The sequence below is a fragment of the Streptomyces sp. NPDC050418 genome, assembly GCF_044458745.1.
Taxonomy (GTDB): domain Bacteria; phylum Actinomycetota; class Actinomycetes; order Streptomycetales; family Streptomycetaceae; genus Streptomyces.
The window spans coordinates 314,521-335,509 of sequence record NZ_JBITIG010000006.1; the positions used below are offsets into that span (position 1 = coordinate 314,521).

General features: G+C 69.7%; 22 protein-coding genes. 12 read left to right on the forward strand and 10 right to left on the reverse strand.

Going from position 1 to position 20,989, the window contains the following annotated elements; genetic code table 11:
* Position 1: 1 nt before the first annotated feature.
* Positions 2-766 (reverse strand): SDR family oxidoreductase, encoded by a 765-nt coding sequence (locus ACIBI4_RS16705; RefSeq protein ID WP_399204618.1) that lies wholly within the window; start codon positions 764-766, stop codon positions 2-4.
* Between the two features lie 56 nt (positions 767-822).
* Here ACIBI4_RS16705 and ACIBI4_RS16710 point away from each other — a divergent pair, with 56 nt between their 5' ends.
* Genes ACIBI4_RS16710 through ACIBI4_RS16730 form a run of 5 tightly spaced genes read left to right on the forward strand, consistent with a single transcriptional unit; the run spans position 823 to position 5,226 of the window.
* Complete coding sequence (locus ACIBI4_RS16710; protein WP_399204619.1) at positions 823-1,578, forward strand: enoyl-CoA hydratase family protein; 756 nt, start codon at positions 823-825, stop codon at positions 1,576-1,578.
* Positions 1,575-2,423: a CoA transferase subunit A gene (locus ACIBI4_RS16715; protein ID WP_399204620.1), complete on the forward strand. Its 849-nt coding sequence runs from the start codon at positions 1,575-1,577 to the stop codon at positions 2,421-2,423. Before ACIBI4_RS16710 ends, ACIBI4_RS16715 begins: the two co-directional genes overlap by 4 nt.
* Positions 2,420-3,175, forward strand: a complete 756-nt coding sequence (locus ACIBI4_RS16720; protein WP_399204621.1) for a CoA-transferase subunit beta — start codon at positions 2,420-2,422, stop codon at positions 3,173-3,175. Before ACIBI4_RS16715 ends, ACIBI4_RS16720 begins: the two co-directional genes overlap by 4 nt.
* On the forward strand, positions 3,175-4,311 hold the full coding sequence (locus tag ACIBI4_RS16725; RefSeq protein ID WP_399204623.1) for an NAD(P)H-dependent flavin oxidoreductase: 1,137 nt from the start codon (positions 3,175-3,177) through the stop codon (positions 4,309-4,311). Before ACIBI4_RS16720 ends, ACIBI4_RS16725 begins: the two co-directional genes overlap by 1 nt.
* A gap of 30 nt (positions 4,312-4,341) precedes the next feature.
* Complete coding sequence (locus tag ACIBI4_RS16730) at positions 4,342-5,226, forward strand: tyrosine-protein phosphatase (RefSeq protein WP_399204624.1); 885 nt, start codon at positions 4,342-4,344, stop codon at positions 5,224-5,226.
* On the opposite strand, the gene ACIBI4_RS16735 is transcribed toward ACIBI4_RS16730, so the two are convergent.
* On the reverse strand, positions 5,204-6,469 hold the full coding sequence (locus tag ACIBI4_RS16735; protein ID WP_399204625.1) for an MFS transporter: 1,266 nt from the start codon (positions 6,467-6,469) through the stop codon (positions 5,204-5,206). The two genes, ACIBI4_RS16730 and ACIBI4_RS16735, sit on opposite strands and share 23 nt — an antisense overlap.
* Positions 6,470-6,638: 169 nt before the next feature.
* Between ACIBI4_RS16735 and ACIBI4_RS16740 the strand changes: the two genes are divergently transcribed.
* Positions 6,639-7,115, forward strand: coding sequence for a diadenosine tetraphosphate hydrolase (locus ACIBI4_RS16740; protein WP_399204626.1), 477 nt, complete (start codon positions 6,639-6,641; stop codon positions 7,113-7,115).
* 80 nt (positions 7,116-7,195) lie between these two features.
* Here the strand turns inward: ACIBI4_RS16740 and ACIBI4_RS16745 are convergent, their stop codons facing one another.
* The 4 genes from ACIBI4_RS16745 to ACIBI4_RS16760 all read right to left on the reverse strand — a co-directional run bounded on the left by ACIBI4_RS16745 (position 7,196) and on the right by ACIBI4_RS16760 (position 10,113).
* The gene (locus ACIBI4_RS16745; protein ID WP_399204627.1) at positions 7,196-7,384 is read right to left on the reverse strand and encodes a hypothetical protein; all 189 of its coding nucleotides are present in this window, start codon (positions 7,382-7,384) and stop codon (positions 7,196-7,198) included.
* 123 nt (positions 7,385-7,507) lie between these two features.
* Positions 7,508-8,665, reverse strand: coding sequence for an acetyl-CoA C-acetyltransferase (locus tag ACIBI4_RS16750; RefSeq protein WP_399204628.1), 1,158 nt, complete (start codon positions 8,663-8,665; stop codon positions 7,508-7,510).
* A 29-nt stretch (positions 8,666-8,694) separates the two neighbouring features.
* Positions 8,695-9,282, reverse strand: coding sequence for a TetR/AcrR family transcriptional regulator (locus tag ACIBI4_RS16755; RefSeq protein ID WP_399204824.1), 588 nt, complete (start codon positions 9,280-9,282; stop codon positions 8,695-8,697).
* A gap of 42 nt (positions 9,283-9,324) precedes the next feature.
* Positions 9,325-10,113, reverse strand: a complete 789-nt coding sequence (locus tag ACIBI4_RS16760; RefSeq protein WP_399204629.1) for an SDR family oxidoreductase — start codon at positions 10,111-10,113, stop codon at positions 9,325-9,327.
* A gap of 63 nt (positions 10,114-10,176) precedes the next feature.
* Between ACIBI4_RS16760 and ACIBI4_RS16765 the strand changes: the two genes are divergently transcribed.
* Both ACIBI4_RS16765 and ACIBI4_RS16770 read left to right on the forward strand, forming a co-directional pair.
* On the forward strand, positions 10,177-11,340 hold the full coding sequence (locus tag ACIBI4_RS16765; RefSeq protein WP_399204630.1) for an acyl-CoA dehydrogenase family protein: 1,164 nt from the start codon (positions 10,177-10,179) through the stop codon (positions 11,338-11,340).
* Positions 11,337-12,302: an acyl-CoA dehydrogenase family protein gene (locus tag ACIBI4_RS16770; RefSeq protein ID WP_399204631.1), complete on the forward strand. Its 966-nt coding sequence runs from the start codon at positions 11,337-11,339 to the stop codon at positions 12,300-12,302. Before ACIBI4_RS16765 ends, ACIBI4_RS16770 begins: the two co-directional genes overlap by 4 nt.
* 15 nt (positions 12,303-12,317) lie before the next feature.
* Here ACIBI4_RS16770 and ACIBI4_RS16775 read toward each other — a convergent pair whose 3' ends face one another.
* Positions 12,318-13,961 carry a cytochrome bc complex cytochrome b subunit gene (locus tag ACIBI4_RS16775; RefSeq protein WP_399204632.1) on the reverse strand — a complete coding sequence of 548 codons (1,644 nt, stop codon included), beginning with the start codon at positions 13,959-13,961 and terminating at the stop codon, positions 12,318-12,320.
* A gap of 162 nt (positions 13,962-14,123) precedes the next feature.
* Between ACIBI4_RS16775 and ACIBI4_RS16780 the strand changes: the two genes are divergently transcribed.
* Both ACIBI4_RS16780 and ACIBI4_RS16785 read left to right on the forward strand, forming a co-directional pair.
* On the forward strand, positions 14,124-14,849 hold the full coding sequence (locus tag ACIBI4_RS16780) for a glucose 1-dehydrogenase (protein ID WP_399204633.1): 726 nt from the start codon (positions 14,124-14,126) through the stop codon (positions 14,847-14,849).
* Positions 14,850-14,920: 71 nt separating this feature from the next.
* Positions 14,921-15,805, forward strand: a complete 885-nt coding sequence (locus ACIBI4_RS16785; RefSeq protein ID WP_399204634.1) for a chitosanase — start codon at positions 14,921-14,923, stop codon at positions 15,803-15,805.
* A gap of 41 nt (positions 15,806-15,846) precedes the next feature.
* On the opposite strand, the gene ACIBI4_RS16790 is transcribed toward ACIBI4_RS16785, so the two are convergent.
* From ACIBI4_RS16790 to ACIBI4_RS16800, 3 genes are read right to left on the reverse strand one after another with little or no spacing between them, the layout of a single operon-like run.
* Entirely contained in the window at positions 15,847-16,680 is an 834-nt protein-coding gene (locus tag ACIBI4_RS16790) for a carbohydrate ABC transporter permease (RefSeq protein WP_399204635.1), read from the reverse strand.
* Positions 16,677-17,654, reverse strand: coding sequence for a carbohydrate ABC transporter permease (locus ACIBI4_RS16795; RefSeq protein ID WP_399204636.1), 978 nt, complete (start codon positions 17,652-17,654; stop codon positions 16,677-16,679). The genes ACIBI4_RS16790 and ACIBI4_RS16795 overlap by 4 nt, the downstream gene beginning before the upstream one ends.
* A gap of 13 nt (positions 17,655-17,667) precedes the next feature.
* Positions 17,668-18,972 (reverse strand): sugar ABC transporter substrate-binding protein, encoded by a 1,305-nt coding sequence (locus ACIBI4_RS16800; RefSeq protein ID WP_399204637.1) that lies wholly within the window; start codon positions 18,970-18,972, stop codon positions 17,668-17,670.
* 305 nt (positions 18,973-19,277) lie between these two features.
* On the opposite strand from ACIBI4_RS16800, the gene ACIBI4_RS16805 reads away from it, so the two are divergent.
* Positions 19,278-19,790 (forward strand): lamin tail domain-containing protein, encoded by a 513-nt coding sequence (locus ACIBI4_RS16805; RefSeq protein WP_399204638.1) that lies wholly within the window; start codon positions 19,278-19,280, stop codon positions 19,788-19,790.
* Positions 19,791-19,932: 142 nt separating this feature from the next.
* On the forward strand, positions 19,933-20,979 hold the full coding sequence (locus ACIBI4_RS16810; protein WP_399204639.1) for a vWA domain-containing protein: 1,047 nt from the start codon (positions 19,933-19,935) through the stop codon (positions 20,977-20,979).
* Positions 20,980-20,989 lie beyond the last annotated feature (10 nt).

The following is a 20,989-nucleotide window of genomic DNA, read 5'->3' on the forward strand; positions in this document are numbered from 1 at the left end:
CTCAGCTCTCCTTGTTGACATTCGCAGCGTCCAGAAACGCGGGGCGTTCCCCGCCTCCGTGCAGCAGCAGGCTCGCCCCGCTGACGTACGCGGCCTGCGGTGACGCGAGGTAGACCGCGGCCGCGCCGACGTCCGACGGCTCCGCGAGCCGCCCGAGCGGGACCGTTCCCGCGACAGCCGCCACTCCGGCCGCGTCGCCGTAGTGCAGTTCGGACAGTTCGGTCCGCACCATGCCGAGCACCAGCGTGTTCACGCGCACTTCGGGCGCCCACTCCACCGCCATGGACGTGGCCAGGTTCGCGAGACCCGCCTTGGCCGCCCCGTACGCGGCGCTGCCCGGCGAGGGCCGCTGCCCGCTCACGCTGCCGACCATCACGACCGAGCCGCGGCTCTCGCGAAGCAGGGGGTACGCGGCGAGCGAGACGGTCAGCGGGACCACGAGGTTGAGTTCCAGCACCCGCGCGTGCCGGGCCGCACCGCCCTCGGCGAGCGTGCGGTAGGGCGTGCCGCCGGCGTTGTTGACCAGCACGTCCAACCGGCCGTGAGCTGCGGCGACTTCGGCGAAGAAGCCCTCGACAGCGGCCACGTCCCGCAGGTCGACCGCCTTGAACTCGGCGGTCCTGCCCGCCGCTTCGACGGGCGCGTCCGGCGGCCGGCGCGCACAGATCACGACCTGCGCCCCGGCCTCCAGAAAGGCCCGTGCGATCCCGGCGCCGACGCCACGGGTGCCGCCCGTGACGACCGCGACCCTCCCATCCATCTCCATTCGCTGCTACCTTCCCCACCTAACAAATGTTTGGTGGAAAGGTAGCTGATCCTCCCATGGGTGTCTCCACCTCGAGCCCGGACAAGGGCATCGCACAGGTCACAGTCGACTTCCCGCCCGTCAACGCCCTTCCCGTACAGGGCTGGTACGACCTGGCGGACGCGCTGCTCGCCGCGGGCCGTGACCCGCAGACGCGGGTCGTCGTGCTCACCTCCGCGGGCCGCGGCTTCAACGCGGGCGTCGACATCAAGGAGATGCAGCGCGACAGCGGCCACGGCGCGCTCATCGGCGCCAACCGCGGCTGCTACGCGGCCTTCTCGGCGGTGTACGAGTGCGAGGTCCCGGTGATCGCCGCCGTGCACGGGTTCTGTCTGGGCGGCGGGATCGGGCTCGTCGGCAACGCCGACGCGATCGTGGCTTCCGAGGACGCGACCTTCGGGCTGCCCGAGCTGGACCGCGGCGCGCTCGGCGCCGCCACGCACCTGTCGCGGCTCGTCCCGCAGCACCTGATGCGCGCGCTGTACTACACCTCGCGCACCGCGACCGCCGCCGAGCTGCACGCGCACGGCTCGGTGTGGAAGGTCGTGCCGCGCGAGCAAGTCCTCGACGAGGCACTGGACCTGGCGCGCGAGATCGCCCGGAAGGACGGCTATCTGCTGCGGCTCGCGAAGGCCGCGATCAACGGCATCGATCCCGTGGACGTGCACCGCAGCTACCGCTTCGAGCAGGGCTTCACCTTCGAGGCCAACCTCAGCGGGGTCGCGGACCGCGTACGGGACACGTTCGGCACGACCGGAGGGGACGGCAAGTGAGCGACAAGACGATGACCGTGGAGGCCGTGATCGGCCGCGTGGAGAGCGGGATGACGCTGGGCATCGGCGGCTGGGGCTCACGCCGCAAGCCGATGGCCCTGGTCCGCGCCCTGCTGCGGTCCGAGGTCACCGACCTGACGGTGGTCTCGTACGGCGGCCCCGACGTGGGACTTCTCGCGGCGGCCGGCCGGATCCGCAAGCTGGTCACCCCGTTCACCACGCTCGACTCGATCCCGCTCGAGCCGCACTTCCGCGCCGCCCGCGAGAGCGGCGCCTTCGAGGTGACGGAGGTCGACGAGGCGATGTTCATGTGGGGGCTGCACGCGGCCGCGAACCGTCTGCCGTTCCTGCCCGTGCGGGCCGGGATCGGCTCGGACGTCATGCGCGTCAACCCTTCGCTGAAGACGGTCACTTCGCCGTACGAGGACGGCGAGACCTTCGTCGCCATGCCCGCCCTGCGCCTGGACGCGGCCTTCGTGCACCTCAACCGCGCCGACCGGCTCGGCAACGGCCAGTACCTGGGCCCCGACCCGTACTTCGACGATCTGTTCTGCGAGGCCGCCGACGCCGCGTACGTCAGCTGCGAGCGGATCGTGGAGACGGCGGAGCTCACCAAGGAGGCCGCACCGCAGACGCTCCTGGTGAAACGGCACAGCGTGGCCGGGGTGATCGAGACGCCGAACGGCGCGCACTTCACGTCCTGCGCACCCGACTACGGACGCGACGAGCCCTTCCAGAAGCTGTACGCCACCACGCCGTACGCCGCGTTCGCCGAGCGTTTCCTCGCCGGCGACGAGGCCGCCTACCAGTCGGCCGTGGAGGCCTGGCACGAGGAGCAGAAGTGACGACCACCCCGGCAGCCACCACGACCGTGACCCGCGCCGAGTACTGCGTGATCGCCTGCGCCGAGGCCTGGCGCGACAACGGCGAGGTGCTCGCGAGCCCGATGGGCCTGATCCCCGGCTTCGGCGCGCGCCTGGCCAAGCGCACCTTCTCACCCGACCTGCTCCTGACCGACGGCGAGGCGATGCTCGTCGATCTGGACGGGACGGTGGAGGGCTGGCTGCCGTACCGCCAGCACCTGGCGATGGTCACGGGCGGCAAGCGGCACGTGATGATGGGCGCGAGCCAGATCGACCGCTTCGGCAACCAGAACATCTCCTGCATCGGCGACTGGGAGCGCCCGAAGCGCCAGCTGCTCGGAGTGCGCGGCGCGCCGGTCAACACCCTCAACAATCCGACGAGTTACTGGATCCCCAAGCATTCGACGCGGGTCTTCGTCGAGCACGTGGACATGGTGTCCGGGGTCGGCTATCAGCGCGCCGCCGAGGCGGGCCCGAGCGCCACGCGCTACCACCGGCTCCCGCGCGTGGTCACCAACCTCGGCGTCTTCGACTTCGAGACCCCCGACCACGCGATGCGCCTCGCGGCCCTGCACCCCGGGGTCACGGTGGACGAGGTGACCGAGGCGACCGGCTTCGCGCTCGTCGTCCCCGAGGACGTCCCCCTGACACGTGAACCGACCGCGCACGAGCTGGAGTTGATCCGCGACGTGATCGACCCGCGCGGGCTGCGCCACCGCGAGGTGCCCGCGTGATGGAGACGGCTCTCACGCGCCTGGCCGGCGTCCGCCACCCCCTCGTCCAGACCGGCATGGGCTGGGTGGCGGGCCCGCGCCTGGTCTCCGCGACGGCGAACGCGGGCGCGCTCGGCATCCTGGCCTCCGCGACGATGACCGTCGACCAGCTGCGCTCGGCGGTACGGGAGGTGAAGTCCCGTACGTCCGAACCGTTCGGCGTGAATCTGCGGGCCGACGCCGGGGACGCGGGCGACCGGGTGCGGATCATCATCGACGAGGGCGTGAAGGTGGCGTCGTTCGCGCTCGCGCCCTCGAAGGAACTGATCGCCGAGCTCAAGGAGGCGGGCGTGGTCGTCGTCCCGTCGATCGGGGCGCGGCGGCACGCCGAGAAGGTCGCGGCGTGGGGCGCGGACGCGGTGATCGTGCAGGGCGGCGAGGGCGGCGGGCACACGGGCGATGTGGCGACGACCGTGCTGCTGCCGCAGGTCGTGGACGCCGTGGACATCCCCGTCGTGGCGGCCGGCGGCTTCCATGACGGGCGGGGCCTTGTCGCCGCGCTCGCGTACGGGGCGGCGGGGGTCGCCATGGGCACCCGCTTCCTGCTGACGTCGGACTCGACCGTCCCGGACGCCGTGAAGGCCCGCTATCTGGCGGCGAGCGTCAAGGACGTGACGGTCACGACGGCCGTGGACGGTCTGCCCCACCGCATGCTCCGTACGGACCTCGTCACCTCCCTGGAGAACGCGGGCCGCACCCGCACACTTGCCCGCGCCGTCCGGCACGCGGCGGCCTTCCGCAAGCTGTCCGGTCTGAGCTGGCGGGAGATGGTGCGCGACGGGCTCGCCATGAAGCACGGCAAGGAGCTGGCCTGGAGCCAGGTGCTGCTCGCCGCCAACACCCCGATGCTGCTCAAGGCGTCCATGGTCGAAGGCCGCACGGACCTCGGAATCATGGCGTCCGGGCAGGTCGCGGGCGTCATCGAGGATCTGCCGTCCTGCAAGGAGCTGGTGGACCGGGTGATGGCCGAGGCGGATGCCGTCCTGAACCGGCTGCACGACCCGTCGCCCGCACTCCCTCAAATCTCCGCACCGGAACAACCGTCCCCATCCTCCGCACCGGCACCAGCGCAAGGCACCCTGCCGACACCAGGGTGATCCCCCTTCCCCGTACACGGGAGGAGCGTCATGCCCCTGACGAGACGCGCACTGCTGAGCACCACCGTCGCGACGGCCGCCCTGGCGGTGACCGCCGCACCGGCGACGGCCCGTCACAAGCCGGCGGCCGTACGTCACATCCCGCTCCAGGGCGCGGTCAACGTCCGCGACCTGGGCGGCTACCGCACCTACGACGGCGAACGGGTCCGGCACGGGCGGGTCTACCGCGCCGACGAACTCGGCAAGCTGACGGACGCGGACGTGACCACGCTCGCCGGTCTGAAGCTGTCGAGGGCGATCGACTTCCGGGTCCCGTTCGAGATCCAGCAGAACGGTGCGGACCGGCTGCCCGCGGGAGTGACCCCGGTCGCCCGCCCGATCAGCGACCTCGGTCTGTACGCCCAGCTCCTGGGGATCATCGGCTCCCGCGATCCGGTACGCCAGGAGGCCGCGCTCGGCGGCGACCGGGGCGCGGAGCTGATGCGGTCGATCTACCGCGCGTTCGTCACGGACGCCACGAACCGCGCCCAGTTCGCCGCGACGCTGCGCGATGTGGCGCGGGCGCGCGGCCCGGTGCTCTACCACTGCACGTCCGGCAAGGACCGTACGGGCTGGACGAGTTACCTGCTCCTGCGTCTGGTGGGCGTACCGGGCGCGACCGCGCGGGAGGACTTCCTGGCCTCCAACACGTTCCGCGCCGAGGCCGACCGCCGCACCCGTGAAGGCATCAAGGCGCTGGGCCTGATGCAGAACCCCGACCTCCTCATCCCGGTCCAGGAGGTGCGGCCCGACTACCTCGGGGCCGCACTCACCCAGGCGGAGGCGGACTTCGGCGGGCTCACCGGCTACGTACGCGACGGGCTCGGTCTGAACTGGGGGACGGTCGCGGCGCTCAGGGCGAGGGTGGTGGACTGACCGGCTCCGCCTCGCAGGCCGGGGACGCGGCCACGCTCACCGGCTGTCGCGTCCCCGGCTCGTCCGTCGTGTCCTCCATGGCCTTCAACCGTCGTGCACTGCCCTTCAGCTGTACGGCGGAGAGCCCCGCCAGCACACCGCCGAGGGCGAGCCAGCCCACGGGACCGGTCGCCATCACCGCTCCGGTGACGAGCGGCGGGCCCGCGGACTTCTGCACGGACTGGGACATCCCGGCGACCCCCAGATAGGCGGGCCGTTCCGCGACCGGCGCGAGGGAGACGGCGAGTTCCCAGGAGCTGACGGACCGCAGCAGCTCGGCGACGGTCACGACGACGGCCGTCGCCAGGAGCAGCGCCCCCGCCACGGCCGCGGAAGCCCCGGCCGACAGGGCGAGCAGCACGCATCCCACCGCGACCGAGACCCCGTAGTACCGCAGGGCACGCAGCGCTCCCTGCGGTCCGTCGAACCGTGTGGAGAACTGGAGCTGCAGCAGCACCACCATCACGGTGTTGACCACGAGGAACACGGGAACGAGCAGATGCGGCGCGGCCGTGCTGCTGACCAGCCACAACGGCAGCCCGACCATCAGGATCGAGTCATCGAGGTTCAGCGGCACATCGAGCAGCGCGAACCGCAGATACCCACGATCACGCCACGGCCCTCGCGCCTTCCGCGAACCCGCGGGCGCGGCACCGGACTTGGACGGCCGTCCGCCCGCCGGCTTCCGCAGCCGGGTGGCCCGTACGAGACCGGCCGCCACACCGAAGGAGACCATGTTCGCGATGATCAGCAGCCGGTACGCGTCGAAGGCGAGCCCCACCGCCGCGACACCGGCACCCAACGCGTACCCGGCGTTGGCGACCGTACGGAACAGCGCCTGATACGTCCCGCGCCGCTCCCCCGCCACCTCGGTCGCGAACACCATCTCCAGCGTCTTTGCGGCCCTGTCACCGACGGACGTCAGCGCGACCACGGGCAACAGCGCCGCGAAACTCTCCAACACGAGCAGCAGCCCCACACTGCCGACCCGCAGCACATGACAGCCGATCAGCAGCGTCCGCACGGGCACCCGCATCGCGAGCCACCCCGCGACCGGCGACCCGGCGATCCCCGCGACCCCGGCGATCCCGAGCAGCAGCCCGATCTGCGCGGCGTCCAGCTCGGTGACGACGGTGAAGTACAGCACGCAGGAGGCCGCCCACACCCCCGTCCCCGTACGGTCGACGAACTGCCCGAACAACATCAGCCGCGCATCCCGCCCACCGGGCGGCCGCCGCAACTGCCCGACCAGCCCCACGCCTTCGCGCCGCACATCGCCCCCGAGTTATCTCGACATCAAGACACCGCGGCAGTCTCACACCTGGAGAATCTCGACGTCAAGAGACTTTTGGGAGCGACACAAGGGAGGCCACATGACGAACCCCTGGCAGTCAGACCGCACCGGCACGGCCCTGACCGGCACCAACCCCACGGTCGTACGCCGCCTGACCGCGGGCTTCGCGGCCATCGGGGACACTCAGTTCCTGCCGGGCTACACGGTCCTCCTGACCGACACCCCGGGCGCGGAACGCCTCACGGACCTGCCCCGCCCCCGTCGTCTCGCCTTCCTCGACGACATGGAACGGCTCGGCGAGGCGGTGGAGCGGGTGTGCGGGCGCCTGGACACCGGATTCCGGCGGATCAACCTGGAGATCCTCGGCAACAGCCTCCCGCCGCTGCACGCCCACGTCTGGCCGCGCTACAGCTGGGAACCGGCCGACCTGGCCTCCGGGCCCGTCTGGCGGTATCCGCGTGAGCGGTGGACGGACGAGCGGCACGCGCTCGGCCCGCAACACGACCCGCTCCGGGAGGAGTTGGGGCGGGAGCTGGACCTGCTCGTCGGCCGCTGACGCATGCGGGGCCGCGGCGGGTGAACCCCGTCGCGGCCCCTCATCGTGCGTCTGCGCCCGCGTTGCGTCCCGTTCAGTGGCTACATACCGCCGGGCCCCATCGTCTGCTGATTGATGTGGTTCCCCGCGAGCCCGGCCGCAGCCGCCCGCTCCGCCGCGCCGCGTTCCAGCGCGCCGGACTCGCCCGAGCCGCCGCGGCGGCGCAGGACGAGCAGGCACAGGCCGAGTGCCACCACGAACGCCGCGAGAAGTCCGATCCACAGCCCCATACGGCTCACCCCCATCACTGGCGGAACACCCCGGATCCGGTGGCCGGAATATACCCCTGGCCAGGGAAGGCGACACCGGATCCGAGCAACAAATGAGCTAACCCGCAGACCGCCGAGCGCAGGTCAGAGGCGTTCGATGATCGTCACGTTCGCCTGCCCGCCGCCCTCACACATCGTCTGCAGCCCGAACCGGCCCCCCGTACGCTCCAGTTCGTGCAGCAGCGTCGTCATCAGCTTGACGCCCGTCGCGCCCAGTGGGTGGCCCAGGGCGATGGCGCCGCCGTTGACGTTGACCTTCTCCGGGTCCGCGCCTGTCTCCTTGAGCCAGGCGAGGACCACCGGGGCGAAGGCCTCGTTGATCTCCACCAGGTCGATGTCCGAGATGGACATGCCGGACTTCTTCAGGGCGTACGCCGTCGCCGGGATCGGCGCGGAGAGCATCCGGATGGGGTCCTCGCCGCGTACCGACAGGTGGTGGATGCGGGCGCGCGGGGTCAGTCCGTGTTCCCGTACGGCCTGTTCGGAGGCGATCAGCAGCGCCGCCGCGCCGTCTGAGACCTGTGAGGAGCAGGCCGCCGTGATGGTGCCGCCCTCCACGACAGGGTTCAGACCGGCCATCTTCTCCAGGGAGGTGTCGCGGCGCGGCCCCTCGTCCACGGTCACATTCCCGTACGCGACCGTCTCGCGGTCGAAGCGTCCCTCGTCGATGGCCCGCAGCGCCCGCTGGTGCGAGCGCAGGGCGAACTCCTCCTGGTCGCGCCGGGTGATGCCCCACTTGGAGGCGATCAGTTCGGCGCCGTGGAACTGGTTGACGGGCTGCTTGCCGTAGCGCGCCTCCCAGCCCACCGACCCGTGGAAGGGGCCGTCGGTCAGACCGAGCGGCTCGCCCGCCTGACGCGAGGCGAAGGCGATCGGGATCATGGTCATGTTCTGGACACCGCCGGCGACCACCAGGTCCTGCGTGCCGGACAGGACACCCTGCGCGGCGAAGTGCACGGCCTGCTGCGAGGAGCCGCACTGCCGGTCGATGGTCACACCGGGCACCTCCTCCGGCAGCCCGGCCGCCAGCCACGCGGTGCGCGCGATGTCACCGGCCTGCGGTCCGACGGTGTCGAGGCAGCCGAAGACCACGTCCTCGACGGCCGCGGCGTCCACCCCCGAGCGCTCCACGAGCGCCTTGAGCACATGCGCGCCCAGGTCGGCGGGGTGCACCCCGGACAGACCGCCCTTGCGGCGCCCCACCGGCGTACGGACCGCTTCGACTATGTAGGCCTCGGCCATGACACAACTCCCTCAACAGGAAACATGAGTTACGTACGTACGGCGATTCCGTCCAGGACCATCGACAGGTACTGCCGGGCGATCTCCTCCGGGCTGTGCTGCCCGCCCGGCCGGTACCAGGACGCGGCGACCCACACGGTGTCGCGCACGAAGCGGTACGTGAGCCGGATGTCCAGGTCGGAGCGGAAGACCTGGGCGGCGACCCCGCGTTCGAGCGTGCCGAGCCAGGCCTTCTCGAACTTCTCCTGCGATTCGACGAGATACGAGAAGCGCTCCTGCTGCGCGAGGTGGCGGGACTCCTTCTGGTAGATGGCGACGGCGGCGCGGTGCCGGTCGATCTCCCGGAAGGACTCGGTGACCAGGGCCTCGATGGTCTCGCGCGGCCCGAGGCCGGCGGCGAGCACCGCGTCGTAGCCCTGCCAGAGCTCGTCGAGGAAGGTGGAGAGGATTTCGTCGAGGATCCCCTCCTTCGAATCGAAGTGGTAGTAGAGGCTGCCCGCGAGCATCCCCGCCTCGTCGGCGATCTTGCGCACGGTGGTGGCGTTGTAGCCCTGCGCGGCGAACACCTCGGCGGCGGTCGCGAGGAGTTCGCCGCGGCGGGCGGGCGACGGGGTCACGGTCTTGTCGTTCTGCTTCGGCACACTTCCATTGTCCCGCCCCTACGCGTGCTGACTGCTCACGGAGACGACCTCACCCGTCATGTACGAGGAGTAGGGCCCGGCCAGGAACACGATCACGTTGGCCACCTCCCACGGCTCGGCGTACCGCCCGAAGGCCTCGCGTGCCGTCAGCTCGTCGAGCAGTTCGGGTGTCGTGACCTTCACCAGGTGCGGATGCATGGCGAGGCTCGGCGAGACGGCGTTGACCCGTACCCCGTACTCCGCGCCCTCGATCCCGGCGGTCCGCGTGAGCGCCATGACGCCCGCCTTCGCGGCCGCGTAGTGCGCCTGCCCGGCCTGGGCGCGCCAGCCGATGACGGAGGCGTTGTTGACGATGACGCCGCCGGAGCCGGACTCCTTGAAGTGCCGCAGCGCCGCGCGGACGCAGCGGAAGGTCCCGTTGAGCGTCACGTCGAGCACCTTCGACCACTGCTCGTCCGTCATGTCGACGAGGGCCGAAGTGCCGCCCAGACCCGCGTTGTTGACGACGAGGTCGAGGCCGCCATGGCGCTCGACGGCGTACGAGAACAGAGCCTGCACCTGCTCCTCGTCCGTCACGTCGCAGGGCAGCGAGCCCACCCGGTCGGCCCCGAACTCCTTGGCCAGTCCGGCCTCGGACTCGGCGAGCCGGCGCGCGTGGGCGTCGCTGATGACGACGGAGGCGCCCTCCTCCAGGAAGCGGCGCGCTGTCGCGCCGCCGATCCCCGCCCCGGCGGCCGCGGTGATCACCGCGGTACGCCCGTCGAGGAGCCCATGGCCTTTCACGTACTGCGGCTTGTTGTCGGTCACGGCAGGAGGTTAACCTACCAAACACTTGTTAGGGAAGCTCGGAGCAAGGGAGTGGGACGGCCCGTGGACCTGGACCAGTCACCCGAGGAGCAGGCGTTCCGTCAGGAGGCGAGGGACTGGCTGCGCGCCAACGTCCCGCGGACGCCCCTGCGTTCACTGGAGACGGAGGAGGGCTTCGCGCAGCACCGCGCTTGGGAGGCCCGGCTCGCGGCGGACCGCTGGTCGGTGGTGTCCTGGCCCGAGGAGTACGGCGGCCGGGGCGTGGACATCTTCCGGTGGCTGATCTTCGAGGAGGAGTACTACGCGGCGGGCGGGCCCGGCCGTGTCTCGCAGAACGGCATCAATCTGCTCGCGCCCACGCTCCTCGACCACGGCACCTCCGAGCAGAAGGCCCGGATCCTGCCCTCGATGGCGAGCGGCGAGGTGATCTGGGCGCAGGCATGGTCGGAGCCGGAGGCGGGCAGCGATCTGGCCTCGCTGAAGTCGCGCGCGGTACGGACCGAGGGCGGCTGGCTGCTCTCCGGACAGAAGACCTGGTCCTCGCGTGCGGCGTTCGCGGACCGGGCGTTCGGCATCTTCCGCACGGACCCGGACGCCGACCGCCCGCACCGGGGCCTCACGTATCTGATGTTCGATCTGCGCGCGCCCGGGGTGACCGTCCGCCCCATCGGACGGCTCGACGGCAAACCGGCCTTCGCGGAGCTCTTCCTCGACGAGGTCTTCGTGCCCGACGAGGACGTCATCGGCGAGGCGGGCCAGGGCTGGCGTATCGCCATGTCGACCACGGGCAACGAGCGCGGCCTGACGCTGCGCTCCCCCGGCCGCTTCCTGGCGGCGGCGGAGCACCTGGCCGCCCTGTGGCGCGAGCGGGGCAACCCGGCGGACACCGCGCTGCGCGACCGGGTGGCGGACGCGGTGGTCGGCGCCCGCGCCTACCAGCTGTTCACCGCGGCCAACGCGTCCCGCTTCGCCGCCGGCGAGACGATCGGCGCGGAGTCGTCCCTGAACAAGGTGTTCTGGTCCCAGTACGACATCGCGCTGCACGAGACCGCGCTCGACCTCCTGGGCGCGGACGGCGAGCTGGCCGAGCACGGTGACGGCCCGTACGACTGGGCCGAGGGCTATGTCTTCTCGCTCGCGGGCCCCATCTACGCCGGCACCAACGAGATCCAGCGCGACATCATCGCCGAGCGGCTGCTCGGCCTGCCGAAGGGACGGCGGACATGACGGGAACACGCTTCCTCCTCGACGACGAGCAGCGCGAGTTCGCCCGCAGCCTCGACGCGATGCTGACCGCTGCCGACGTGCCCGCGGCCGTACGGTCCTGGGGTGCCGGTGACTTCACTGCGGGCCGCGCCCTGTGGGCCCGGCTCGCGGAGGCGGGCGTGTTCGCGCTCGCCGTGCCCGAGGAGTACGAGGGTGTGGGGCCGCTCCCGGTGGAACTGGCCGTCGCGTACGTCGAGTTGGGGCGGCACGGCGTGCCCGGGCCGGTCGTGGAGACGGCCGCGGTGGCCGGGCTGCTCGCCGCGGCGAAGGACTCCGCGCACGCCAAGGCGCTGCTCCCGGGCCTCGCCGACGGCTCCGTGATGGCCACGGTCAAGGCGCCCGGCGGCCCGTACGCCCTGGACGCCGAGGCCGCCGACGTCACCGTCACCTTCGCGGACGGCGGACTGCACCTGTGCGCGGACCACGGCCCGACCCACCGCTCCGTGGACCCCGCCCGCCGGCTCACCGAACCGGGCGCCCCCACGGAGCTCCTCACCCAGGACCGCGCCGCGTTCGCGGCCACGGAGGCCTGGGGCACGCTCGCGGCGGCGGCGCAGACGCTCGGGGTGGGCCGGGCGCTGCTCGACCGCACGGTGGCGTACGTCAAGCAGCGCAAGCAGTTCGGCACGGAGATCGGCACGTTCCAGACCGTGAAGCACCAACTGGCCGACACCTTGCTGAAGCTGGAGTTCGCCCAGCCCCTCCTGTTCGGCGCGGCCCTCACGATGAGCCGCACCGACCTCGCCGCCGCCAAACTCACCGCATCGGAGGCCGCGTACCACGCATCCCGCACGGCACTCCAGCTCCACGGCGCGATCGGCTACACCGAGGAGCTCGACCTCTCCCTCTGGATCCGCAAGGCGCAGGCCCTGCGGACGGCTTGGGGTACGCCCAGCGCCTGCCGGAAGCGGGTGCTGGCCTAGAACCGCTCCGGCGGGTCAGTGGTGATCGCCGTGCCCGCTGGTGATCTCCTGGTACTCCTGTGCCGTCGGCTTCTCCACCTGGGCCGCCGGACCGTACATCGCCTTCGAGAGGCTGACCCGCAGCTTCTCGCCGCGCTTCGTCGGCCTCGGGACCCCGTTGGTGTCGGTGGCCGGGCCGGGGTCGAGGGCCTTGGTCTGGTCGTGTGCGGTGAGGGTGAAGCGCTGGCCCTGCGTGAGCGGTTCGTGGATTTCGACGAACTCGCCGTGCGGGAGCCGCTTGATGATGCCGCTCTCGCGCCCGTGCAGCACCTTGTCGCGGTCGCGGCGCTGCAGCCCGAGGCAGATCCGGCGCGTGATCCAGAACGCCAGGACCGGGAGCAGGAAGAAGCCGATCCGTACGAACCAGGTGATCGCGTTGATCGACAGATGGAGCTTGGTGGCCACGATGTCGTTGCCGCCGCCGATCAGGAGCACCCCGTAGCCGACGAGCCAGGCGACACCGAGCGCGGTGCGGGTCGGCACGTTGCGCGGCCGGTCGGCGATGTGGTGCTCGCGCTTGTCGCCGGTGACCCAGGCCTCGATGAACGGATAGACCGCGATCGCCGTCATGTAGAGCGGGAAGAGCATGAACGGGATGAAGACGCCGAGCACGAGCGTATGGCCGAAGGCGTTGATCTCCCATCCCGGCATCACTCGGATCAGGCCCTCGGAGAAGCCCAGATACCAGTCGGGTTGAGCGCCGGTGGTGACGAGATCCGGCCGGTACGGTCCGAACAGCCATACCGGGTTGATCGTCGCGACCGCGCCCATGAAGGCGAGCACACCGAAGACGAGGAAGAAGAAGCCGCCGGCCTTCGCCACGTAGATCGGCATGAACGGGGCGCCGATGACCTTCTTCTCGGAGCGCCCGGGCCCCGCGAACTGGGTGTGCTTGTGGTAGAAGACCAGGATCAGATGGGCCACGACCAGGCCCAGCATGATGCCCGGCAGCAGCAGGATATGGATCGGGTAGAGCCGCGAGATGATGTCCCCGCCGGGGAACTCGCCGCCGAAGAGGAACATCGCGGCATACGTGCCGACGACCGGGATCGACAGGATCGCGCCCTGCGCGAAGCGCAGACCGGTGCCGGAGAGCAGGTCGTCGGGGAGCGAGTAGCCGGTCAGACCGGTGATCAGGGCGAGCATCAACAGGGTCCAGCCGAACAGCCAGTTGACCTCGCGCGGCTTGCGGAACGCGCCCGTGAAGAACACGCGCATCATGTGCGCGAGCATCCCGGCAACGAAGACGAGCGCCGCCCAGTGGTGGATCTGCCGGATCAGCAGTCCGCCGCGCACGTCCATGCTGATCTCGACGGTGGACTCGAAGGCCCGCGACATCAGGACGCCCTTGAGGGGTTCGTACGAGCCCTCGTACTCGACCTCGATCATGCTCGGCTCGAAGAACAGCGTGAGCCAGGTGCCCGTCAGGATCAGGATGATGAAGCTGTACAGACAGATTTCACCCAGCATGAAGCTCGGGTGGTCGGGAAACACCTTGCGCATCTGCGACTTGGCCATCGCATAGATGCCGAGCCGCCCGTCGGCCCAGTCGGCGAGGCGCTCCCCCTTGGCCGGCTGCGCCGGCCGGCCATTGCTGCGGATCCGCTCCTGACTGCTCATCCCCGGCCTCTCCCCTTGATGCGTACTTCATGGTAGGCACCGTGCACTCGGGTGCCAACAGGCCCTTCAGTACGTGCAGTTGCGGCAAAGCTGTTGATGTTCCGGTACCAGCCTACGAGTATGACGATTCGTCATATACGCAGGGGTACCCCAGGAGGCGCGATGATCTCGCTCGACGGCAGGACGGTGCTCATCACGGGCGCCGCACGCGGCCAGGGCGCCGAGGAGGCGCGGCGGTGCGCGGAGGCGGGCGCGCGGGTCGTCGTGAGCGACCTCCTGGCGGACGAAGGGCGGGAGGTCGCCGCGTCGCTCGGGGACCAGGGCCTGTTCGTACGGCATGACGTGACCGACGCCGCGAGCTGGTCCACGGCCGTGGCGGCCGCGCTCGACCGCTTCGGGCGGCTCGACGCACTGGTGAACAACGCGGCGCTGTGGCGCACCGCCTCCGTGGAGGAGGAGACGCGGGACAATTTCGAGCGCCTCCTCCAGGTGAACCTGGTAGGGGCGTTCCTCGGGATCCAGGCGGTCGCGCCCGCGATGAAGGAGGCGGGCGGCGGCTCGGTCGTGAACATCTCGTCGACGGCGGGACTCAAGGGCCTGCCCGGGCACGCGGCCTACGGCGCGACGAAGTTCGCTCTGCGCGGCCTGACGCGCTCCTCGGCGCTCGACCTCGCCCCGTACCGCATCCGGATCAATTCGGTACATCCCGGGGCGATCCACACTCCGATGATCGCGGAGGCGACGGCCGGACGGGACTGGTCGACAGTGCCGCTGGGGCGGGTGGGACAGCCGGCGGATGTCGCGGAGCTGGTGGTGTTCCTGGCCTCGGAGGCGTCCTCGTACATGACGGGCACGGAGCTCACGGTGGACGGCGGGCAGACGGCGTGAGCGCGGCGGCCGGCCCGCCGCCTCCTGACCCTGGCCGCCCGGATCGTGGGCCTGAGCCCTACTCTGTGCGCATGAAGCGTGCCGGTTGTCTCTTTCTCGCCATAGCCCCCGTGGCGACGCTCGTCGTCTACCTGCTCGGTCCCGAACCGGACGCGGGCGGCTCCGGCGACCGGTCCTCGGCCTCCCAGGGCTCGGACGCGCTGGCCGACGAGACCCAGCGCGAGCTGGACGAGCGCATCCGCAAGATGCCCAAGGGGCTCGCGGCCAAGGACAAGAAGGAGCTGGCCCAGCGGATCGTGGCGAGCGCGGAGAACTCCACGCTCGACTGGCGCGCGAACTACGGCTACATCGAGGACATCGGCGACGGCAACGGCTACACCGCCGGGATCATCGGCTTCTGTTCCGGCACGCACGACATGCTCCAGCTCGTCGAGCGCTATACGAAGGAGCACCCGGACAACGGGCTCGCGAAGTATCTGCCCGCCCTGCGCGCGGTCGACGGCACCGACTCGCACGAGGGCCTCGAGGACCTCCCCGCGGCCTGGGAGCGCGAGGCCGGGAAGGCCGCGTTCCGCGAGGCACAGGACAGGCTGCGGGACGACGACTACTTCGAGCCGGCCGTACGGCAGGCGAAGATGGACGGCCTGAACACGCTCGGCCAGTTCATGTACTACGACGCGATGGTCCTGCACGGCCCCGGCACCGACTCGCGCGGCTTCTACGGGATCCGCGAGGAGGCCATGGAGCGGGCGCAGACGAAGGCGGAGGGCGGCGACGAGAAGGCGTACCTCAAGGCCTTCCTCGACGTGCGGCGCGAGGTCATGAAGGCCAAGGACGCCGACCGCGACACCTCGCGGATCGACACGGCCCAGCGCGTGTTCCTGAAGGCGGGGAACCTGGCGCTCGAGACACCGCTGCAGTGGAAGGTGTACGGGGACCCGTATCGCGTGAACTGATCCGGATCCCCGTACCGCTCTTCGTACGGAAGTGACTCGCGTCAGCCCTTGACGGCTCCGGCCGCGAGGCCGGACCCGAGCCGCTTGTGCACCAGGACGAAGAAGATCATCACGGGCAGCGTGACCAGCGTGGAGCTGGCCATGACCGGACCCCAGGCCGTCGAGTTCTCGCCGAAGAACTGGTAGATGCCGACGGCCGCCGTGTACTTCTCGCTGTCCTTCATGAAGGTGTACGCGAACACGAACTCGTTCCACGCGGTGATGAACGCGAAGATCGACGTGGCCACGAGCCCGGGCGCCACCAGGGGCAGCAGCACCGAGCGGAACATCCGGAACCAGGACGCACCGTCGATGTACGCCGCCTCCTCGACCTCCTTGGGCACCGCCTGGACGAAGCCGCGCAGCGTCCAGATGGCGAAGGGGAGCGAGAGGGCGATGTAGACGATGGTCAGACCGAGCAGCGAGTTGAGCAGCTCGTAGTCCCGCATCTGCAGGAACAGCGGGATGACCAGCGCTTCCAGCGGCACCATCTGCACGATCAGGACCATGATCAGGACCGAGGTGCGGAAGCGGAACTTGAAGCGGGCCACCGCGATGGCCGCGAACAGCGAGAGCACCGCGGCCGCGAGGATCGTGCCGAGGCCGACGAGGGCCGAGTTGAGCAGGAACGTACCGAAATTGCCCCGCTCGAAGACCAGCTCGAAGTGCTCGAAGCTGAAACCGCCCGGCAGGACGTCCGCGCCCCGGGTGTTGGCCTTGGGGTCGAACGAGGTCGACACCATCCAGTACACCGGGAACAGGGTGAAGACCAGCAGGGCGAAGACGGCGGCCACGAGGCCGGTCCGCGCGGCCGGTGAGGAACGACGGGTGCTCACAGGTCCTCCTCCCCCTGCCGGAACAGCGTGCGGATGTAGACGACGGTGATCAGCAGGAGCAGCAGCGTGAGCAGCACGGCAGCGGCCGAGCCGGCCCCGTAGTCGTCCTGCCCGAAGGCCTGCACGTACGAGTAGACGCCGAGGTTGTAGACCTCCTCGTTGGCGCCGCTGCCGCCCGGCATCAGGAAGATCTGCGTGAAGACCTTGAAGTCCCAGATGGTCGACAGGATGGTGACGACGAGGAAGACGGGACGGATGGTCGGCACGGTGATCTTCCAGAACCGCTGCCAGGCGTTGGCCCCGTCGATCATGCCCGCCTCGTACAGCTCCTTCGGGATGGTGAGGAGCCCGGCGAAGACGGTGATCGCCACGAACGGGAAGCCGTGGTGGATCACGTTCAGGGTGGCGATGGCGTAGAACGGCAGCCGTTCCGTGAACCAGTTCGTGGTCGCCGGGTCGATCAGGCCGAGTGCCCCCGCGAGCTGGCTGAACATGCCCTCCTCCGGCTGGAACAGCCAGATCCAGACATACGTGCCGGTGACGGCGGGCATCGCCCAGGCGGCCAGGATCGACACCGAGCAGATGGCCCGCCAGGCCGTGCCGAGCCGGTTGAGCAGCAGCGCGACTAGGGTGCCGAGCACGACGGTGAGGCCGACGCAGGCGATGGCGAAGAAGACGGTGTTGGGCATGACCGTCTTCCACAGGAGCTCGCTGGAGAGCAGCTCGCTGTAGTGGTCGAAGCCGGTGTACTCCCCCACTCCGCCGCCGAAGGTCACCTCCCAGTCCTGCAGGGAGATCTTGCCGACCTGGAAGATCGGGTAGAGCAGCAGTCCGGCGAGCACCACGAGGGCCGGGGCGAGCAGCAGCCAGGGGCGGCCGAGATTCATCAGGCGCCGGCGGCGGACCGCGGGCGCCTTGGCGGTGGGGCGGCGGGCAGAGGTGTCCTGCCCGCCGCCTGCGAGCGCGTTCTTCACAGTTCGGTGCGCCCTACTTGTCCTTGGCGAAGATCTCGTCCATCTGCTGGGCGGCCTTGTCCGCGGCCTCCTTGACCGAGGACTTGCCCGTGATGATCGCCTGGATCATGCCGGGCACGACCTGCGCGGCCTGGATCTTGCCGTACGACTCGGTCTTCGGGACCGTGGCGCCGGCCTCCAGCATCTGCTGCGCGAACGGCTCGACCAGCGGGTCCTTCTTCGCGGCGACCTTCTCCAGCTCGGAGTTCTGGCCGGGGAAGTAGTTGGTCTGCTCGGCCCACTTGGCGGCGAACTCACCGGTGGTCAGGAGCTTCACGAACTCCCAGGCCAGGTCCTTCTTGTCCGTGTCGAACGTGGACAGGTAGGAGCCGCCGAGGAAGGAACGGCTCATGCCGCCGTCCGGGCCGGGGATCGGCACGGCGCCGAGCTTGTCCTTGAGCTCCGGGTTCTCGTCGACGAAGGCCTTCGGGGTCCAGTTGCCGGAGATGGACATGGCGATCTGGCCCTTCTTCCAGGCGTCGCCGACCTCCTTCTCCGTCCAGGTGTTGACCTTGGCCGGGGAGACCTTGTCCTTGGTGGCGAGGTCCGTGTAGAACTCGATGCCCTTGAGCGCCTCGGGCGAGTTGATCGCCGACTTCCAGGTGTCCCCCTCCTGCTTGGCGAGCTCGCCGCCCGCGCCCCAGATGAAGGGGGCCGCGAACATCTCGGCACCGCCGGCGACCGGGAAGGAGATGAGCTTGGGCTCCTTCTCCTTCAGCGTCTTCGCCGCCTCCTGGAGCTCCTTCCAGGTGGTCGGGGGCTTGATCTTGTGCTTCTCGAAGATGTCCTTGCGGTACAGGATCGAGCGGACACCCGCGTACCACGGCATGCCGTACTGCTTGCCGTCGAGCGTGCCGGCGTCCTTGAGGCCCTCGACGAGGTCGTCGGAGAGCCCGGACTTCTCGACCTCGGCGGTCACGTCGACCAGCGCCTTGGTCTCGGCGAACTGCGGCACCCAGGTCGTACCGACCTCGGCGACGTCCGGCACCTGGTCGGCGCCGCCCGCGATCGCGGTGGTGAACTTGCGGTTGGCGGTCGCCCACTGCTGGTACTCGACCTTGACGTCGGCCCCGGTCTTCTTCTTGAAGGCCGCCGCGGCCTCCTTGAAGAACGGACGGGCGTCGGGGTTGGTCCCCTCCATGATCCAGACGGTCAGGGTCTTGCCCTTGCCGTCGGTCGCCCCGTCCTTCTTGCCGCTGTCGCCCGAGTCATCGCCGCACGCCGTCGCGGTCAGTCCGAGCGTCAAGGCGATTGCTGCCGCGATGACACGTCGCTTCATGACGAGCCCCCTTCTGGATGGCGGTCCATTTGCGTGAGGTGATTCTCAGCACAGGGTTCATGGGCGGTCTAGTCCATTCGGGAGACGCGGCCGAACCGTAATGAGCATTGCGCGGGATGCAACATGTGCGCGGGCCATTGCAATTGGTGCAACCAATGGCGTCCGGTTGCGACGCACATCGGTCAGATTCCGCGAAGCCGTCTCGTATGTGGAGATTCCGTGAGTAACGTGTGCGCGTTCATCGCTCAACCCTCTGTTCAGCTTCCTGCTCAACTCCCTTGTACGGGACGTCCCGAGGAGTCTCCATGCGCCGCACACCGCGCCCTCGCACCGCCATATCCGCCGCCACCGCCGTGCTCGTCACCGCAGGTCTGACCGCACTCGCCGCGCCTTCGCACGCGGCCGAGTATTCGTCCGCGCTCAAGCTGTACGGCGTGCAGTACGACGCCCCGGGGCGCGACAGCAACCGCTGCTCCGGCGGGAACACCCGGAACGAGTACCTGACCGTCAAGAACTACTCGCGCACGGCGACGGTGAACCTGCGGGGCTACTCGGTCGAGGACGCGGCGGGCAACACCTTCACGTTCACCAGGAGCCACACCCTGCAGCCCGGTGACTACATCCGCCTTCGCGGCGGCAACGGGACGGACTCGGACCGCGGCAACGTCGTCTACCGCAACAACTGCAACTTCATCTGGAACAACTCCGGTGACACGATCTACCTCTACAAGCCGTCCGGCGCACGAGCCGATGTCCACTCGTACACCAAGTCGCGCAACGACCGTGACGGCAACGGATATGTGAAGTTCCACGGCTGAACCAGCCTGTTCCCACGGCGGATTCCACTCGCTGCGCCGGCTGCCCACCCCCTCGTTTCCAAGATCAATTGTCAGTGGCTCCTGGGAGGATGGAGACATCGAACGGGAGCTGCAGGGGCTTCCGGGACGAGGGGGATCAGGCATGTCCGGTTCGCAGAACTACATCAATCACGTTGCTCTTGTTCTGGATGCGAGTTCGTCCATGTCGCATCTGAGCCGCAAGGTAGTCGAGGTCGCCGACCAGCAGATCGCCTATCTGGCGCGCCGTTCCCAGGAGTTGGACCAGGAGACCCGCGTCACGGTCTATGTCTTCTCCAACCAGGTGGAGTGCGTCATCTACGACAAGGACGTGCTGCGGATGCCGTCCCTGAAGCAGCACTACCGGGCGAGCGGTTCGACGGCGCTCCTCGCCGCCACGCTCAAGTCGCAGCGCGAACTGGCCCAGACGGCCCAGCTGTACGGGGACCACAGCTTCCTCACCTTTGTGCTCACCGACGGCCAGGAGAACACCAGCCACCGCAGCCCGGACGGCCGGGGCATGACCCCGCAGCAACTGGTCAAGGCGGTCGCCGACTTGTCGAAGACCCAGGAGGACAACTGGACGCTGGCCGTCCTCGTCCCCGACCAGATGGGCAAGCGCGAGGCCATGCAGTGCGGCTTCCCGAAGGACAACATCGCGATCTGGGACGCCACCAGCACCCAGGGCCTCGAAGAGGCCGGCCAGGTCATCCAGGAAGCCACCGAGAAGTTCATGATCGGCCGCACCAAGGGCATCCGCGGCTCGCGCGCGGTGTTCTCGACGGGCGCGGACGCGGTCAACAAGGACACGATCAAGGCGGCCGGCCTCACCCCGGCGAGCGCGGACACGTACCGGCTGCTCACGGTCGACCGCGCGGAGTCCATACGGACGTGGGTGGTCGACAGCGGCCACACGTACACGACGGGTGCCGCGTACTACCAGCTGAGCAAGTCGGAGAAGGTCCAGGCCCGCAAGCAGATCGCCGTCCTGGAGAAGAAGACGGACAAGGTCTACACGGGCCCCCAGGCCCGCGCCCTGCTCGGCCTCCCGGACACGGAGGTCCGCCTCCGCCCGGACCAGAACGACGAGTTCACCATCTTCATCCAGTCGACGAGCGTGAACCGGAAGCTGGTGGCCGAGACGCGGTTGCTGCTGATGGTTCAGGGCTGAGCCCGGACGA

What these genes read in the sequence shown, in the direction of transcription:
- ACIBI4_RS16750 (WP_399204628.1), bottom strand. Translation starts at nt 8,665, where the DNA reads ATGGCCGAGGCCTACATAGTCGAAGCGGTCCGTACGCCGGTGGGGCGC.
- ACIBI4_RS16725 (WP_399204623.1), top strand. Translation starts at nt 3,175, where the DNA reads ATGGAGACGGCTCTCACGCGCCTGGCCGGCGTCCGCCACCCCCTCGTC.
- ACIBI4_RS16775 (WP_399204632.1), bottom strand. Translation starts at nt 13,961, where the DNA reads ATGAGCAGTCAGGAGCGGATCCGCAGCAATGGCCGGCCGGCGCAGCCG.
- ACIBI4_RS16730 (WP_399204624.1), top strand. Translation starts at nt 4,342, where the DNA reads ATGCCCCTGACGAGACGCGCACTGCTGAGCACCACCGTCGCGACGGCC.
- ACIBI4_RS16735 (WP_399204625.1), bottom strand. Translation starts at nt 6,469, where the DNA reads ATGTTGTTCGGGCAGTTCGTCGACCGTACGGGGACGGGGGTGTGGGCG.
- ACIBI4_RS16785 (WP_399204634.1), top strand. Translation starts at nt 14,921, where the DNA reads ATGAAGCGTGCCGGTTGTCTCTTTCTCGCCATAGCCCCCGTGGCGACG.
- ACIBI4_RS16745 (WP_399204627.1), bottom strand. Translation starts at nt 7,384, where the DNA reads ATGGGGCTGTGGATCGGACTTCTCGCGGCGTTCGTGGTGGCACTCGGC.
- ACIBI4_RS16710 (WP_399204619.1), top strand. Translation starts at nt 823, where the DNA reads ATGGGTGTCTCCACCTCGAGCCCGGACAAGGGCATCGCACAGGTCACA.
- ACIBI4_RS16705 (WP_399204618.1), bottom strand. Translation starts at nt 766, where the DNA reads ATGGAGATGGATGGGAGGGTCGCGGTCGTCACGGGCGGCACCCGTGGC.
- ACIBI4_RS16740 (WP_399204626.1), top strand. Translation starts at nt 6,639, where the DNA reads ATGACGAACCCCTGGCAGTCAGACCGCACCGGCACGGCCCTGACCGGC.
- ACIBI4_RS16805 (WP_399204638.1), top strand. Translation starts at nt 19,278, where the DNA reads ATGCGCCGCACACCGCGCCCTCGCACCGCCATATCCGCCGCCACCGCC.
- ACIBI4_RS16810 (WP_399204639.1), top strand. Translation starts at nt 19,933, where the DNA reads ATGTCCGGTTCGCAGAACTACATCAATCACGTTGCTCTTGTTCTGGAT.
- ACIBI4_RS16770 (WP_399204631.1), top strand. Translation starts at nt 11,337, where the DNA reads ATGACGGGAACACGCTTCCTCCTCGACGACGAGCAGCGCGAGTTCGCC.
- ACIBI4_RS16780 (WP_399204633.1), top strand. Translation starts at nt 14,124, where the DNA reads ATGATCTCGCTCGACGGCAGGACGGTGCTCATCACGGGCGCCGCACGC.
- ACIBI4_RS16800 (WP_399204637.1), bottom strand. Translation starts at nt 18,972, where the DNA reads ATGAAGCGACGTGTCATCGCGGCAGCAATCGCCTTGACGCTCGGACTG.